At 70.7% G+C, this 15,718-nt stretch carries 13 protein-coding genes and 2 pseudogenes; 7 read left to right on the top strand and 8 right to left on the bottom strand.

Annotated features, from left to right (window positions below; translation table 11 throughout):
* The 4 genes and pseudogenes from HPY23_RS32850 to HPY23_RS06040 all read left to right on the top strand — a co-directional run.
* A pseudogene (locus HPY23_RS32850) lies at positions 1–332 on the top strand (methyl-accepting chemotaxis protein); the annotation flags it as partial.
* Between the two features lie 87 nt (positions 333–419).
* Positions 420–887, top strand: a complete 468-nt coding sequence (locus HPY23_RS06050; protein WP_091882201.1) for a chemotaxis protein CheW — start codon at positions 420–422, stop codon at positions 885–887.
* Entirely contained in the window at positions 877–1,740 is an 864-nt protein-coding gene (locus HPY23_RS06045) for a CheR family methyltransferase (protein ID WP_091882198.1), read from the top strand. The genes HPY23_RS06050 and HPY23_RS06045 overlap by 11 nt, the downstream gene beginning before the upstream one ends.
* Positions 1,737–2,831 (top strand): protein-glutamate methylesterase/protein-glutamine glutaminase, encoded by a 1,095-nt coding sequence (locus tag HPY23_RS06040; protein ID WP_091882195.1) that lies wholly within the window; start codon positions 1,737–1,739, stop codon positions 2,829–2,831. The genes HPY23_RS06045 and HPY23_RS06040 overlap by 4 nt, the downstream gene beginning before the upstream one ends.
* A 135-nt stretch (positions 2,832–2,966) precedes the next feature.
* Here the strand turns inward: HPY23_RS06040 and HPY23_RS06035 are convergent, their stop codons facing one another.
* From HPY23_RS06035 to HPY23_RS06010, 7 genes and pseudogenes are all read right to left on the bottom strand, one after another.
* On the bottom strand, positions 2,967–4,103 hold the full coding sequence (locus tag HPY23_RS06035) for a sulfate/molybdate ABC transporter ATP-binding protein (RefSeq protein WP_091882192.1): 1,137 nt from the start codon (positions 4,101–4,103) through the stop codon (positions 2,967–2,969).
* A gap of 1 nt (position 4,104) precedes the next feature.
* Positions 4,105–5,001, bottom strand: a complete 897-nt coding sequence (cysW, locus tag HPY23_RS06030; RefSeq protein ID WP_060847904.1) for a sulfate ABC transporter permease subunit CysW — start codon at positions 4,999–5,001, stop codon at positions 4,105–4,107.
* Positions 4,994–5,869, bottom strand: coding sequence for a sulfate ABC transporter permease subunit CysT (cysT, locus tag HPY23_RS06025; RefSeq protein ID WP_091882189.1), 876 nt, complete (start codon positions 5,867–5,869; stop codon positions 4,994–4,996). The genes cysW and cysT overlap by 8 nt, the downstream gene beginning before the upstream one ends.
* Positions 5,866–6,840 carry a sulfate ABC transporter substrate-binding protein gene (locus HPY23_RS32845; RefSeq protein WP_236012759.1) on the bottom strand — a complete coding sequence of 325 codons (975 nt, stop codon included), beginning with the start codon at positions 6,838–6,840 and terminating at the stop codon, positions 5,866–5,868. The genes cysT and HPY23_RS32845 overlap by 4 nt, the downstream gene beginning before the upstream one ends.
* A gap of 33 nt (positions 6,841–6,873) precedes the next feature.
* Positions 6,874–8,286: pseudogene (cysN, locus tag HPY23_RS32840) on the bottom strand (sulfate adenylyltransferase subunit CysN); the annotation flags it as partial.
* Positions 8,286–9,221, bottom strand: coding sequence for a sulfate adenylyltransferase subunit CysD (gene cysD / locus HPY23_RS06015; RefSeq protein ID WP_060847907.1), 936 nt, complete (start codon positions 9,219–9,221; stop codon positions 8,286–8,288). The gene cysD and the pseudogene cysN, both read right to left, overlap by 1 nt.
* Complete coding sequence (locus HPY23_RS06010; protein WP_200601843.1) at positions 9,218–10,051, bottom strand: phosphoadenylyl-sulfate reductase; 834 nt, start codon at positions 10,049–10,051, stop codon at positions 9,218–9,220. Before HPY23_RS06010 ends, cysD begins: the two co-directional genes overlap by 4 nt.
* 223 nt (positions 10,052–10,274) lie before the next feature.
* Here HPY23_RS06010 and HPY23_RS06005 point away from each other — a divergent pair, with 223 nt between their 5' ends.
* The 3 genes from HPY23_RS06005 (at position 10,275) to HPY23_RS05995 (ending at position 14,836) form a co-directional block, all read left to right on the top strand.
* Positions 10,275–10,766 carry an Lrp/AsnC family transcriptional regulator gene (locus HPY23_RS06005; protein ID WP_060847909.1) on the top strand — a complete coding sequence of 164 codons (492 nt, stop codon included), beginning with the start codon at positions 10,275–10,277 and terminating at the stop codon, positions 10,764–10,766.
* A gap of 108 nt (positions 10,767–10,874) precedes the next feature.
* A complete protein-coding gene (locus HPY23_RS06000) occupies positions 10,875–12,650 on the top strand; it encodes a diflavin oxidoreductase (RefSeq protein WP_091882181.1) in 1,776 nt (591 codons plus the stop codon).
* Positions 12,651–13,021: 371 nt separating this feature from the next.
* On the top strand, positions 13,022–14,836 hold the full coding sequence (locus tag HPY23_RS05995; RefSeq protein WP_091882178.1) for an NADPH-dependent assimilatory sulfite reductase hemoprotein subunit: 1,815 nt from the start codon (positions 13,022–13,024) through the stop codon (positions 14,834–14,836).
* A gap of 231 nt (positions 14,837–15,067) precedes the next feature.
* Here the strand turns inward: HPY23_RS05995 and HPY23_RS05990 are convergent, their stop codons facing one another.
* Entirely contained in the window at positions 15,068–15,634 is a 567-nt protein-coding gene (locus HPY23_RS05990; protein ID WP_060847912.1) for a glutathione peroxidase, read from the bottom strand.
* Between the last annotated feature and the right edge of the window lie 84 nt (positions 15,635–15,718).

The raw sequence follows: 15,718 nt of genomic DNA, 5'->3' as shown, positions 1-15,718 counted from the left end.
ACAAGGTGACGCAGCAGAACGCGTCGGCGTCCGAGCAGGTGTCGGCGACGTCGGAGGAGCTGGCGGCGCAGGCCGAGCAGCTGCAGGCGACGATCGCGTATTTCCGCATCGGCGAAGGCAGTGCGGAGTTGGAGGCGGGGGTCGGTCAGCTGCGACGCACGGCGGCCCGGATGGCGGCTCCGGTCAAGGTGGCCGCGAAGGCCGCCCCGAAGGTCGCATCCAAGCCGGTGGCCAAGGCGCCCGCCGGCCGCCCGGCCCAGCCGCGCAGCGGCGGCTTCGCCTTCGACATGGGCGAGGACGAGGACGACGCCGCCTTCAAGCGCAGCGCCTGACCCCGAGGGGGCCGATGCCGGCCCCCTTTCCTTCCCATCACGGGGCCCGTCGACGGCTCCGTCCCCTTCCCGCCGGAGCGGCCCCGGATGTCCCACGCCACCGCGCAGTACCTCACCCTCGGGCTCGACCGCGAGACCTTCGGGATCCCGATCGCCCACGTGCAGGAGATCCTCGACCACCGGCCGGTCTCGACCCTGCCGCAGGCCCCGGCCTTCCTCCTCGGCATGATCGACGTGCGCGGCCGCAGCTATCCGGTGATCGACCTGCGCACCAAGCTCGGGCTCGCCCCCGTGGAGCCGACCGCGGCGACGCGGATCATCCTGCTCGACGTCGTCGTGAACGGCCGCCCGACCGGGATCGGCGTCGTCGCCGACCGGGTGTTCGAGGTCACCGCCCTCGATCCGGGCCGGATGGAGGAGGCGCCGGAGGTCGGCGGTCGCTGGCGCGCCGACTACATCGCCGGCATCGGCCGCAAGGGCGAGGCCTTCGTGGTTGTGTTCGATCTCGCGCGCCTGATGGCGGGCGACGCCCCGGCGCTCCGCGATGCAGCCTGAGATCGGCTCCGTACTGCAGGACGGCCATTACCGCTCGATCGCCGCGCTGATCGAGGAGCGGGTCGGCATCCAGCTTCCCGCGGTGAAGCGCACGATGGTCGAGGGCCGCCTGCGCAAGCGCGTGCGCGCCCTCGATCTCGACGGTCTCGACGCCTACGGGCGGCTGCTGTTCGAGGAGGGCTTCCTCTCCCAGGAGCTCACGCACCTGATCGACTGCGTGACGACCAACAAGACCGACTTCTTCCGCGAGCCGAGCCACTTCGACTTCCTGCGCGACGAGGCGGTGCCGCGGCTCGCCGCGCGCGGCCGCGGCCGGGCGCTGCGGCTGAAGGTGTGGAGCGCCGCGGCCTCGATCGGGGCCGAGGCCTACACCCTGGCGATGGTCCTCGACGACATGGTGCGGGCCGGCCACGAGATGACCTACGGCATCCTGGGGACCGACATCTCGACCCAGGTGCTCGCCGTCGCGGCGCGGGGGATCTACGCCACCGACATGCTGGCGCCGGTGCCGCCCGAGTTCCGCCGCCGCTACGTCATGGAGGCCCGCGACCCGGCCCGCCGCGAGGGCCGCATCGTCCCCGAGTTGCGCCGCCAGGTCCGGTTCCAGCATCTCAACCTGATGGACGACCGCTATCCGGTCGATTCGGGCGTGCACGTCATCTTCTGCCGCAACGTGCTGATCTACTTCGACAAGCCGACGCAGAAGAAGGTCGTCGAGCACCTGGCCAGGCACCTCGCCCCTGGGGGCTTCCTGGTGGTCGGCCATTCGGAATCGATGGCGGGGGTCGGCGCCGCCGGGCTCGTCCAGGAGACCTCCTCGATCTTCCGCCGTCCCGAAGGCAGCGGCCGGTGAGCGCCCGCGACCCGATCCGGGTCCTGATCGTCGACGATTCGGCCTCGGTGCGCCAGACGCTCGCCGGCATCCTGGACGAGGCGCCGGACATCGCGGTGCTCGCCACCGCCGCCGATCCGTTCGCGGCGGCGCGGCGCATCCGCGACGACCTGCCGGACGTGATCCTGCTCGACCTCGAGATGCCGCGGATGGACGGGCTCACCTTCCTGCGCAAGATCATGGCGCAGAAGCCGATCCCCGTGATCGTCTGCTCGGGGCTGGCCGAGCCGGGCTCGCAGCTCGTCGCCGAGGTGGTGGAGGCCGGCGCGGTCGCGGTCCTGCCGAAACCCCGGGTCGATACCCGCCAGGCGCTGATCGATTCCTCCCGGCGCGTCTGCGACGCCGTGCGGGCCGCCGCCCGGGCAAAGCCCCGGAGCGCGGGGCGGCCCCGCCCGGTCGAGGCCAAGCTCACCGCCGACGCGATGCTGCCCCCGGTGGCTGGCCGCCGTCCGGTGGTGGCGACCGAGCCGGTCGTCTGCATCGGCGTCTCGACCGGCGGTACGGAATCCCTGCGCAACGTGCTCGAGCCGCTGCCGCCGGACTGCCCCGGCATCCTGATCGTCCAGCACATGCCCGAGCACTTCACCGCCGCCTTCGCGCGCCGGCTCGACGGGCTCTGCGCCATCGCCGTCAAGGAGGCCGAGGACGGCGACGTGGTGCGGCCGGGCCTCGCGCTGATCGCGCCGGGCGCCCGCCACATGCTGCTACAGCGCTCGGGCGGCCGCTACCACGTCGCGATCAAGGATGGCCCGCCGGTCTCGCGCCACCGTCCCTCGGTCGACGTGCTGTTTCGCTCCGCCGCGCAGGCCGCGGGCGGCAACGCGCTCGGCATCATCATGACCGGCATGGGCGACGACGGCGCCGCCGGGCTTCTCGAGATGCGCCGGGCCGGCGCCCGGACGATCGCGCAGGACGAGGCGAGCTCGGTGGTGTTCGGGATGCCGAAAGAGGCGATCGAGCGCGGCGCGGCCGAGAAGGTCGTCGGCCTCGACCACGTCGCCGGCGAGATCCTGCGCTTCGGCCTCGTCGCGCGGGGCGGCGAGGCCGGGTGACGGCGGGCCGCGTCCGCCGCGGCCCGGCCTCGACCTAGAGCAATTTCCGACGAAGTGGAAACCGGTTCGTCGCAGAAAATGCGCCCAAACAAAGACTTGGAGAGCTTCGCGATTGCAGCGCGATCGTGAAGCTCTCTAGCCGCGCGGAAACACCCGCGCGGCGCCCACCGCCAGCGCCACCCGGTCGCCCGGGGCGTAGACGTCCGTCACCTTGACCTCGACCGGGGCCTCGGCGCCGTCGAGCTGTATCTCCGCCACGGTGCCCCGCCCGGTGCGGCGCCACTCGCGCACGGTGCCGGGCAGCGTGCCGGCGCCCTGCCCGACCGTGAGGTCCCAGGGCCGCAGGCAGAGATCGACCGGGCCGTGCGGCCAGCCGGCCTGCGCGGCGATCACCGGGTGCCCGGCGACGCGGACCTGGCCGTCGACGACCTCCGCCGGCAGGCGGGCGGTCTCGCCGACGAAGGACATCACGAAGCGCGAGGCCGGATGGTCCTGGACCTCGTGGGGCGCGCCGACCTGCTCGATGCGGCCCTTGTTGAGGATCGCGATCCGGTCGGCGAGTTCCAGCGCCTCGTCCTGGTCGTGGGTGACGAAGATCGTGGTCTGGCCGGTCTCGCGGTGGATCTCCCGCAGCCAGCGGCGCAGGTCCTTGCGCACCTGGGCGTCCAGCGCCCCGAACGGCTCGTCGAGGAGCAGCACCGAGGGCTCGACGGCGAGCGCGCGGGCGAGCGCGACCCGCTGGCGCTGGCCGCCCGACAGCTGGCCTGGGAAGCGCTTGGCGAGATCGGGGAGCTGGACGAGCTCGAGCAGGCGCTCGACCCGGCGGCGGATCTCGTCCTCTCGCGGGCGCTGCGCCCGGGGGCGCGAGCGCAGGCCGTAGGCGATGTTCTCGAACACCGTCAGGTGGCGGAACAGGGCGTAGTGCTGGAACACGAAGCCGACGCCGCGGCGCTGGACCGGGATGTCGGTGGTGTCCTGCGGGCCGAAGAACACCTTTCCGCCGTCCGGGATCTCGAGCCCGGCGATGACGCGCAAGAGCGTCGTCTTCCCCGAGCCCGAGGGACCGAGCAGCGCCAAGAGCTCGCCCGGCTCGATCGCCAGGCTGACGCCTTCGAGGGCGGCGGGCCCCGGGCCGCCGTAGCGCTTGACGATGCCGTCGACCCGGACCGCCGTGCCGGCCTGGCGCAGGCGCTCGGCGGATGCCGTCTCGACCGGGCGGCTCTGCACCTCGCGGCGCAGGGACAGGGTGGTGGGCGCGAAACCTGCGGTCATCTCAGTGGGCTCCGCGTCCGGCCAGCGCATCGGCGTGGCGCCATTCGAGGAAAGACTTGCCCGCCAGGGTGACGAGCGCGAGGAGCGCCAGCAGCGAGGCGATCCCGAACGCCGCCACGTAATTGTACTCGTTGTACAGGATCTCGACGTGCAGCGGCATGGTGTTGGTGAGCCCCCGGATGCGACCCGACACGACCGACACGGCCCCGAACTCGCCCATCGCCCGGGCGTTGCAGAGCAGCACGCCATAGAGCAGCGCCCAGCGCACGTTGGGCAGCGTCACGGTGCGGAAGACCCGCCACGGGCTGGCGCCGAGGGTCAACGCGGCTTCCTCGTCGGTGGTGCCCTGGTCCTGCATCAAGGGGATCAGCTCGCGGGCCACGAACGGGAAGGTGACGAACACCGTGGCGAGCACGATGCCCGGCACCGCGAAGATGATCTCGATCCCGTGGCGCTGCAGGAACGGGCCGAACAGCCCCTGCGCCCCGAAGATCAGGACGTAGATCAGGCCCGCCACCACCGGGGAGACCGAGAACGGCAGGTCGATGAGGGTGATCAGCAGGTTGCGGCCGCGGAAGTCGAACTTGGCGATGGCCCAGGAGGCGCACAGGCCGAACACCACGTTGAGCGGCACCGCGATCACCGCGACGAGGAGCGTCAGGCGGATCGCCGCCAGCGCGTCGGGCTCCGCGAAGGTGTCGAGATAGGCCCCCACCCCCTTGCTCAGCGCCTCGACGAAGACGACGGCGAGCGGCAGCAGCAGGAAGAGGGCCAGGAACGCGACCGCCAGCAGCGTCAGCGCGATGCGGACCGGGCGCGGCTCGGTCAGCGCGGCGTGGGCCCCGCGGGCGGCGGGGCGGGCCGGCGGGCCGATGGAGGGAACGGTCGTCTCAGACATGCCCGAACCTGCGGCGGCTGAAATCCTGCAAGAGGTTGATGGCGAGAAGCGCCGTGAACGACATCAGCAGCATCACGGCGGCGATGGCGGTGGCGCCCGCGTAGTTGAATTCTTCCAGCTTGATCACGATCAGGAGCGGCGCGATCTCCGAAACGTAGGGCAGGTTGCCGGCGACGAAGATCACCGAGCCGTACTCGCCGACGGCCCGGGCGAAGGCCAGCGCGAAGCCCGTCAGCATCGCGGGGATCAGGGGCGGCAGGATCACCGTGACCAGCGCCCGGAACCGCGAGGCGCCGAGGATCGCAGCCGCCTCCTCGCTCGACTTGTCGATCTCGGCGACCAGCGGCTGCACCGTGCGGACGCAGAACGGCAGGCCGACGAAGACCAGCGCCACCAGGATGCCGAGCGGCGTGTAGGCGACCTTGATGCCGAGAGTCATCAGCGGCTCGCCGAGCCAGCCGTTCGGCGCATAGAGGCTGGCGAGCGCGATGCCGGCCACGGCGGTGGGCAGCGCGAAGGGCAGGTCGACGAGCGCGTCGATCAGGCGGCGGCCGGGAAACCGGTAGCGGGTCAGCACCCAGGCGATCAGGAGCCCGAACACCGCGTCGATCGCGGCGGCGGCGAGCGACAGGCCGAACGAGGTCTTGAGCGCCGCGAGGTTGCGGGCATCGGTGATCAAGGCCCACAGGCCGGCGGGGCCGACGCTGGCGGCGCGCAGCAGCAGCACCGCCAGCGGCAGGAGCACCAGCAGGGTCAGGTAGGTGAGCGTGATCCCGAAGGTCAGGCGGAAGCCCGGGATCGCAGTCGGGCGCCGGAAGCGGGGCCGGGCCGCGGCCCGGCCCGCGGGCAGGGCCGCGGCGCCGCTCATTGGCGGGACTTCAGGATGGCGTCGAACACGCCGCCGTCGTCGAAGTGGGTCTTCTGGGCCTTGGCCCAGCCGCCGAAGGTGTCGTCGATGGTGACGAGCTTCAGCTTGGGGAAGCGGGCGAGGTCGGCCTTGTCCGCCGCCGCCTCGTCGCGCGGGCGGTAGAAGTTCTTGGCGATGATCTTCTGCGCTTCCGGCGTGTAGAGGAACTGCAGGTAGGCCTCGGCCTGCTTGCGGGTGCCCTTCTGGTCGACGTTGGCGTCGATCAAGGCCACCGGCGGCTCCGCCAGGATCGAGATCGACGGCACGACGATGTCGAACTTGCCCTTGCCGAATTCCTCGTCGGCCAGGAACGCCTCGTTCTCCCAGGCGATCAGCACGTCGCCGAGGCCCCGCTGCACGAAGGTGGTGGTGGCGCCGCGCGCACCCGTGTCGAGCACCGGCACGTTCTTGAACAGGGCGGTGACGAAGTCCTTCGCCTTGGCGTCGTCGTTGCCGTTCTTGGCGAGCGCGTAGGCGTAGGCACCGAGGTAGTTCCAGCGCGCGCCGCCCGAGGTCTTCGGGTTCGGGGTGATGACCTGGATTCCCGGCTTCACCAGGTCGTCCCAGTCCTTGACGCCCTTCGGGTTGCCCTTGCGGACCAGGAACACGATGGTCGAGGTGTAGGGCGTCGAGTTGTTGGGCAGGCGCGTCTGCCAGTCGGCCGGCAGCTTCTTCGAGCGGGCCGCGATGGCGTCGATGTCGCTGGCGAGCGCCAGCGTCACCACGTCGGCCGGCAGCCCGTCGATGACCGAGCGGGCCTGGGCGCCGGAGCCGCCATGCGAGGCGCGCACCGTCACGGTCTCGCCGGTCTTAGCCTTCCACTCCTTGGCGAAGGCCGCGTCGATCGCCCGGTACAGCTCCCGGGTCGGGTCGTACGAGACGTTGAGCAGCGTCTGCGCCTTCACCGGGGCGGGCGCCCCGGCGAACGCCAGGAGCGAGGCCCCGGCGACGAGCGCGAGCGACGAGCCCCGGAACAGCCGCTTCAGGGAGCCGAGCAGGCCGCCGCCGGCGGGCGCCTCCCCGGTTTTCGGCTCGGTCTTGTTGGCGTCGGTCCTCGCGCCGCCCTGCGGAGCGGCCGGCAGCGCCTGGACGAGGCCGAGGGCCGCGGTGTCGGTGGTGGCCCGGTCGATCAGGATCAGGCTGCCGGTGTCGCGGTTCTGGCGATAGGCGTCGACCGCGACCTTGCGGTCGAGGCTGAGCGTCACGTCGCCGATGTCGTTGGCATTCAACGACTCGGCCGGCACGCCCTGCCCGGTCTCGGTGTCGATGCGCGCGCGCACGGCCTCGACCACGGCATTCGCCGTCACGGTGCCGACCTTGGCGAGGTAGGTGGCGCCCGGCGTCAGCTCGGCCTCGTTGGCCCAGAACAGCCGGACCTCGAGCCGGTCGCTGACGATCGGCGGCTGCGCGGCCGCCGTGATGACGCTGCCGCGCGAGGCATCGACCTCGTCGGCGAGCACCAGGGTCACCGACTGGCCGGCGATGGCCCGCTCCAGGTCGCCGTCGTAGGTGTAGATGCGGGCCACCGTGGACGGGGTGCCGGCGGGCGCCACCACCACCTTGTCGCCGACCGCGACCGCACCCGAGGCGATCAGGCCGGAGAAGCCGCGGAAGTCGGAATTCGGGCGGTTGACCCACTGCACCGCCATGCGGAAGGGAGCGGCCTCCTCCTCGACGTGCGCGGGCACCTCTTCGAGGTACTGGAGCAGCGGCGCGCCGGTGTACCAGGGGGCGGCGGTGCCCGGCAGCACGACGTTGTCGCCGTTCGCCGCCGAGAGCGGGATGCCGGTGACGTCGGTGAAGCGCAGGTCCTTGGCGAAGGCCTGGAACTCGGCGACGATCGCCTCGAACCGGTCTTGCGACCAGCCGATCAGGTCCATCTTGTTGACGGCGAGCACGACGCGGCGGATGCCGAGCATCGAGACCAGGAGCGCGTGGCGCTTCGTCTGCGGGCTCAGCCCCTTGCGGGCATCGACCAGCAGCACCGCGACCTCGGCGGTCGAGGCGCCGGTCGCCATGTTGCGGGTGTACTGGACGTGGCCGGGGGTGTCGGCGACGATGAAGGAGCGCCGCTCGGTCGAGAAGAACCGGTAGGCGACGTCGATGGTGATGCCCTGCTCGCGCTCGGCCTGGAGGCCGTCGACGAGGAGCGCGAGGTCGAGCTCACCGCCCCGCGTGCCGTGGCGGCGCGAATCGCGCTCCAGCGCGCTCACCTGATCGTCGAAGATCTGCTTGGTGTCGTGAAGGAGCCGCCCGATCAGGGTCGACTTGCCGTCGTCGACGGAGCCGCAGGTGATGAACCGCAGCACTTCCTTGCGCTGGTGGGCGGCGAGGAAGGCCTCGTAGCCGAAGGCGCGGGTGGATTGGTGCACGGTCATCAGAAGTAGCCTTCCTGCTTCTTGCGCTCCATGGCGCCGGCGCCGTCCTTGTCGATCACCCGGCCCTGCCGCTCGGAGGTGCGGGCGGCCAGCGTCTCGCCGATGATCTCCGGCAGGGTCGCGGCGTCGCTCTCCACCGCCCCGGTCAGCGGGTAGCAGCCGAGCGTGCGGAAGCGCACGAGCCGCATCTCCGGCGTCTCGCCGGGGTTCAGCGGCAGCCGCTCGTCGTCGACCATGATCAGCTGACCGTCGCGGCTCACCACCGGGCGCTCGGCCGCGTAGTAGAGCGGGACGATCGGGATGTTCTCCTGCTCGATGTAGAGCCAGATATCGAGCTCGGTCCAGTTCGACAGCGGGAAGACCCGCAACGACTCGCCGCGCTGCTTCTTCATGTTGTAGAGGTGCCAGGGCTCGGCGCGCTGGCGCTTGGGGTCCCAGCGGTGCTGCGCGGTGCGCAACGAGACGATGCGCTCCTTGGCCCGCGAGGCCTCCTCGTCGCGCCGCGCGCCGCCGAAGGCCGCGTCGAACTTGTGCTTGTCGAGGGCCTGGCGCAGGGCCTGGGTCTTCATCACGTCGGTATGGACCTCGGAGCCGTGGCTCACCGGCCCGATGCCGCGGGCGAGCCCGTCCGGGTTGGTGTGGACGATGAGATCCAGCCCGAGCTCCTCGGCGCGACGATCGCGGAACGCGATCATCTCGCGGAACTTCCAGGTCGTGTCGACGTGCAGCAGCGGGAACGGCAGGCGGCCGGGCGCGAAGGCCTTGAGCGCCAGGTGCAGCAGGACCGAGGAATCCTTGCCGATCGAGTACAGCATCACCGGGTTCTCGGTCTCGGCGACCGTCTCCCGCATGATGTGGATGCTCTCGGCCTCCAGGCGCTGGAGGTGGGTCAGGCGGTCGAGCCCGTCGGTGCGGACTTTGAGGGCGGCGCTCATGCGGCCAGCTCCGGGTTGGATGTTTTCGAAGACGTATCTGAAGACTGTGCCGGCTCGAAGGCGGCGGGCTCTCGACCGGGCTTGATCTCGCTGCCGGGCGCACCCGCGACGTGGAGGCCGCATTCCTGCTTGCCCGCCTGCTCCCACCACCAGCGGCCGGCGCGCTCGGGCTCGCCGACCTTCACCGCGCGGGTACAGGGCGCGCAGCCGATCGACGGGAAGCCGCGGTCGTGCAGCACGTTGTAGGGCACGTAGTTCTGCCGGATCAGCTCGGCCAGCGCCTCGCGGGTCCAGTCGGCGATCGGGTTCAGCTTGATCAGGCCGCGGACGGGGTCGGCTTCCGCCAGCGGCGTCTCGGCCCGGTTGGCCGACTGGCCGGCGCGCAGGCCGGTGAGCCAGCCGGCGGCGCCGGCGAGCGCGCGGCCCAGCGGCTCGACCTTGCGGAAGCCGCAGCAGGCCTGGCGCGCCGCGACCGAGTGGCGAAAGCCGTTGATGCCGGATTCCGCGACGAAGCTTTCCTCCGCCTCGCGCTCCGGCACGTAGGCGCGGATGCGGAAGCCGTAGGCGGCTTCCGTCTCGGCCCAGGTGTCGTAGGTCTCGGGGAAGAGCCGGCCGGTATCGATGGTGACGATCTCGGCGCGGGACTTCGCCATGCGCAAGCCGTGGGTCAGCGCCTGGTCCTCCAGGCCGAAGCTCGTGGTGAAGACCAGGCGGCCGCCCACCGTCGCGTCGATCAGCGCGAGGCGCTCCGACAAGGCGAGGGGACGCAGGCGCGCCGCCAGGTCGTCCGCCAGGGCGTTTTGCGCCGCGTGGTCGAGGGAGAGGGTCATGGAGAGCCCGGGATTGGCTGCTTGTGTGAGGGGGTAACTGTTCGCTATACCGAACACTGTCAAGGCATGGCTGGGATGCGGTCCCGGTGTTTTTCGGGGAATTTCGATCCCTCACCACCGCATCCGGCCGATATTGCAGCCTCGGCAACGATCCCGGCGGAAAATCCGTTCCCTTCCCTCGGGTCAGTCTTGAAAGATTCTTCTCCAAAACCGGAGCCGCGCAGTGGATGCCATCGATCTGAAGATCCTCGCCCTGCTCCAGAACGACGCGACGCTGTCGATCGCCCAGATCGGGGAGCGCGTCGGCCTGTCGCAGACCCCGTGCTGGAAGCGCATCCAGCGCCTCGAGGCGGACGGGGTGATCGACCGCCGGGTGGCGGTGCTCGACCCGGTCAAGCTCGGCCTGGGCCTCACGGTCTTCGTCTCGATCGAGACCAGCGACCACTCGCGCGAGTGGCTGGAGCGCTTCGCCGCCACCGTCGCGGGGATGCCCGAGGTGCTGGAATTCTACCGGATGGCCGGCGACGTGGATTACATGCTCCGCGTCGTGGTGGCGGACATGCAGGCCTACGACGCCTTCTACAAGCGCCTGATCGCCGGGCTGCCCCTGAAGAACGTCACCTCCCGGTTCGCCATGGAGAAGGTGAAGAGCACCACCGCCCTGCCGCTGCCGACGGCGCCGTTCGTACAGCCGGTCGCGGCGGGTGGAAAATAATATTCTCTTTCAGCGCCTGCGGACGATAACGACGATCTCCCGCGGACGCGTTCTTCAAAAAGAACATTTCGGTTGACTCCTGGGCGGCGCGGGCACATCTGTGCGGGCATGTCTCGCCCCGCGCTTCTTCCCCGCACGGCTCCCTTCGGCGACGCCGAGCGGGCCCATCTCGATGCCGCCCTCGGCTCCACCACCGCCCTGCAGCGGGCGTGGCTCGCCGGCTTCCTCGCCGGGCTCGACGCCGCAGGCGGCGCCGCCGCCGCCGAGGCGCCCGCCCCGGCCGCGCCGCCGCGGGCCGCCGAGCCGCTGACGATCCTGTTCGCCAGCGAGTCGGGCAACTCGGAGAAGCTCGCCGGCGACGTCTCCAAGCTCGCGCGCAAGTCCGGCTTCAAGCCGAAGGTCGTCGATTTCGCCGACCTCGACGTGGCGGCGCTTTCCAAGGAGAAGCGCGTCGTCGTCATCGCCGCCACCTGGGGCGAGGGCGAGCCGCCGGCCCGGGCCGTGCGGGCCTACGGCGAGATCATGGGCGAGGGCGCGCCGCGCCTCGACGGGGTCGAGTTCGGCGTGCTGGCGCTGGGCGACACCTCGTATGCCGAGTTCTGCGCCATCGGAAAGCGCCTCGACGAGCGCTTCGAGGCGCTGGGCGCCAAGCGCGTGCTGCCGCGGATCGATTGCGACCTCGACTTCGACAAGCCGGCCGCCGCCTGGATCAAGGACGCCCTCAAGGCGCTCGCGCCTGCCGAGCCCGCCGGCAACGTCGTGGCGGTCGACTTCGCCCGCGCGGCCGGCGCCGACGAGGAGGTCGAGGTCAGCCGCGAGCCGGTCACCGTCGAGGTGATCGAGCACGTCAACCTGAACTCGTCGCGCTCCGACAAGGAGACGATCCACCTCGCGCTCGCCTTCGAGGACGGCGCCCCGGCCTACGAGCCCGGCGACTCCCTCGAGCTCTATCCCGAGAACGACCCGACGCTGGTCGACCAGATCCTCAAGGCCGCGGGTCTTGAGGGCGATTCGGTGCTGCGCCAGGCGCTGCTCGCCGAGCGCGACATCACCACCCTGTCGGCCGCCACGGTCGAGCGCTTCGTCAAGGCCACCGGCCACGAGGAGGCGCGCCGCCTGATGGAATCGAACGAGGTCCGGGCCTGGATCGAGGGCCGGCACCTCATCGACCTGATCGAGACCTATCCGGCCAAGCTGTCGGCGCAACACCTCACCGACATCACCCGGCCGCTGCCGCCGCGGGCCTACTCGATCGCCTCCTCGCGGGCCGAGGTCGGCGACGAGGCCCACCTGACCATCGCGGCGGTGCGCTACACCACCCACGACCGGGCACGCACCGGCGTCGCCTCGGTCCACGTCGCGGACCGCATCCGCAACGGCGCCAAGCTCAAGGTGCGGGTGAAGCCCAACAAGCATTTCCGCCTGCCGAAGGATCCGGGCACCGACGTGATCATGGTCGGCCCCGGTACCGGCGTCGCGCCGTTCCGCGCCTTCGTGCAGGAGCGCCGCGCCACCGAGGCTCCGGGCCGCAACTGGCTGTTCTTCGGCGATCGCCACTTCACCCACGACTTCCTGTACCAGCTCGAATGGCAGGAAGCCCTGGAGGACGGGTCGCTCGCCCGCATCGACGTCGCCTTCTCGCGCGACCAGCCCGAGAAGGTCTACGTCCAGGACCGGATCTGGGAACAGCGGCGCGAGCTGGTGTCCTGGCTCGACGGCGGCGCCCATTTCTACGTCTGCGGCGACGCCAAGGCGATGGCCAAGGACGTGCGGGCGGCGCTGGTGCGTGCCTTCGCCGACGTAAAGGGCCTGGATGCCGCGGCCGCGGAAGCGGCGGTGGCCGGCCTGGAGCGCAGCCACCGCTACCAGCAGGACGTCTACTAGGATCCGCATCGCCGGGTGCGCATGTCCCCTCTCCCCGCGGGCGGGGAGAGGGCCGTGTCACCGTTCAGGTGACGCGGCGAGGCGGCAGCCGAGGATGAGGGGGAGGTGCCCGATGTGGCTCCTTCGGAAACACCCCCTCACCCTCGCCCTTCGGGCTTGCCGCGCCCTCCGAACGAGGGCGCGGCCCTCTCCCCGCCCGGCGGGGAGAGGTGAAGGGAGCCTGGCTCCGGCAACCAGTTCCGAGGTGTCACACCCTCACCCCTGCCCCTACTCACGTCCGAGAGGGGTTCCTGCGTCTCGTTCGCTGCTGTCAGGCGTCGGAGACGCTGGTAGATGATGCGCCATACCCGGCGACCGAACGGACACACCCCATGGCCGACCACAAGACCGCCGACCTCTCCCCCGCCGAGCGCGTCTACGAGACGCCGCCGACCGAGCGCCCGATCACCGAGGCGGAAGCGGCGCGCGCCGCCAAGCTCTCGGCCAACGAGCACATCAAGATCGCCAGCGGCTACCTTCGCGGCACCCTCGCCGAGGGGCTCTTGAAGAACGCCACCGGCGCGATCTCCGACGATGACGGGCAGCTCGTGAAGTTCCACGGGATGTACCTGCAGGACGACCGCGACCTGCGGGCCGAGCGCACCAAGAAGAAGCTCGACAAGGCCTACTCGTTCATGATCCGCCTGCGCATCGCCGGCGGCGTCGTGACCCCGAAGCAGTGGCTGATCCTCGACGAGATCGCCCGCACCTACGCCAACGGCACCCTGCGGGCGACGACGCGCCAGACCTTCCAGTATCACGGCGTCATCAAGTCGAACCTCAAGCGCACGATGGCGGCGATCGATGCGGCTTTGCTCGACACGATCGCGGCCTGCGGCGACGTCAACCGCAACGTGATGGCGGCGACGAACCCGGCCCAGAAGGGCGCCCACGAGGCGGCCTACAAGCTGGCTAAGGACATCTCCGACAGCCTCCTGCCGAAGACCAATGCCTGGCGCGAGATCTGGCTCGACGGCGAGCGCGTGGTCGGGGGCGAGGATGCGAGCGAGGTCGAGCCGGTCTACGGCAAGACCTACCTGCCGCGGAAGTTCAAGACCATCGTGGCGGTGCCGCCCTCCAACGAGGTCGACGTCTACGCCCACGACCTCGGCTTCATCGCGATCCTCGACAAGAAGGGCAAGGTGATGGGCTGGAACGTCACCGTCGGCGGCGGCATGGGCATGACCCACGGCGAGACCGACACCTTCCCGCGCACCGCCGACGTGATGCTCTTTTCCGAGCCGGAATACGCCCTCAAGGTCGCCGAGGCGGTGATGACCGTCCAGCGCGACTGGGGCAACCGCAACGTCCGCAAGAACGCCCGCCTGAAGTACACGATCGAGCGCTACGGCCTGAAGGCCTTCCGGGCCGAGGTCGAGAAGCGGGTCGGCCGCGCCTTCCAGGATCCGAAGCCGTTCACCTTCACGGGCAACGGCGACCGCTACGGCTGGGTCGCGGGCGACGACGGCAAGCACCACCTGACGCTCTACGTGCCGTCGGGCCGGATCAAGGACGTCGAGGGCGGGCCGCAATTCCTGGCCGGCCTGCGCCGCATCGCCGAGGTGCACCAGGGCGATTTCCGCCTTACCGGCAACCAGAACGTCATCATCGCCAACGTCCCGGCGGACAAGAAGGCTGAGATCGACGCGCTGGTGCAGGAATACGGCCTCACCACCGGTGCAGGGGCCTTGCGCCGCAACAGCCTCGCCTGCGTGGCGCTGCCGACCTGCGGCCTGGCTCTCGCCGAGAGCGAGCGCTACCTGCCGAGCCTGATCGACGAGCTGGAGGAGAGCCTGGCCTCGCATGGCCTGGCCGAGGACGATATCACCATCCGGATGACCGGCTGCCCGAACGGCTGCGCCCGGCCGTTCATCGCCGAGATCGGCCTCGTCGGCCGCGGCCCCGAGCGCTACAACCTCTATCTCGGCGCCGCCTTCGACGGCTCGCGGCTGAGCAAGCTCTACGCCGAGGACGTCACGGCCGCCGACATCCGCCCCAAGCTCGACCCGCTCTTTGCGGCCTACGCCAAGGACCGGACCCAGGGCGAGCGCTTCGGCGACTTCGTGATCCGGGCTGGCTACGTGGCGAAGACCGGCAACGGGCCAGACTTCCACGTCCAGACCGGCGCGCAGAAGGCGGTGGCCTGAGCGGGGCTGCGAAAGATCGAAAAAGGGTCGCCGAACTCATTCTCGGCCTCATCCTGAGGTGTCAGTCCATTGTAATGGACTGACCTCGAAGGAGGGCTCCAGATGTCTCGGCGATCCCTGGAGCCCTCCTTCGGGGTCAGCCGATCGTTGATCGGCTAACACCTCAGGATGAGGCTGCGGGTGGGATCGCGTGAGAGGTCTCCGGCTTTCCCTCTCGCGAACCGGATTCCCTCACCCCGCCGCGTCCAGTTCCTTGACGATCGCCGCGATCACCCGCGTGTCCGTCGGCTCGACCGGCGTGGCGAAGGCCGCCGCCAGGTGGCCGTCGCGGCCGACCAGGTACTTGTGGAAGTTCCAGCGCGGGGTCTCGGCCGGCTTCTCGGCGGCGGCCCAGCGGTAGAACGGGTGTGCCTGAGGCCCCGTCACGCTGGTCTTGCCCACCACCGGGAAGGTGACGCCGTGGTTCTTGCGCGCGGCCTCGGCGATCGCCATCCCGTCGAGGGGTTCCTGACGGCCGAAATCCGGCGAGGGCACCGCGATCACCGTCAGCCCGCGGGAGCCGAACCGGGTCCAGAGCTGCTGCAGCCCTGAGAATTGCGGGGCGTAGCCGCAGGCGGTCGCCGTGTTGACGACCAGGATCGGCTTGCCGGCAAGGCCGGCCAGCGCGAGGCTGCCGCCCTCGGGCTTGGCGAAGCCGAAGGCCGAGGCGGTGACGGCGCTCTGCTGCGATGCGGCGCGGGCCGGCAGCACCAGCGCGCTTCCGATCAGGACCAGGGCCTCGCGGCGGGCGAGCGGCATGGCGAAACATCTCCTCGATGACCTCGCCCGACTGTGTCGCGCTGTACCGGCCGGCGCAAGCGCCGACGTACGGCCACGCTTGCA

It is taken from the genome of Methylobacterium ajmalii, from assembly GCF_016613415.1.
In the GTDB taxonomy this organism is placed as follows: Bacteria; Pseudomonadota; Alphaproteobacteria; order Rhizobiales; family Beijerinckiaceae; genus Methylobacterium; species Methylobacterium ajmalii.
The sequence above is the reverse complement of the archived record's forward strand: the minus strand, read 5'-3'. Positions and strand labels throughout refer to the sequence as shown.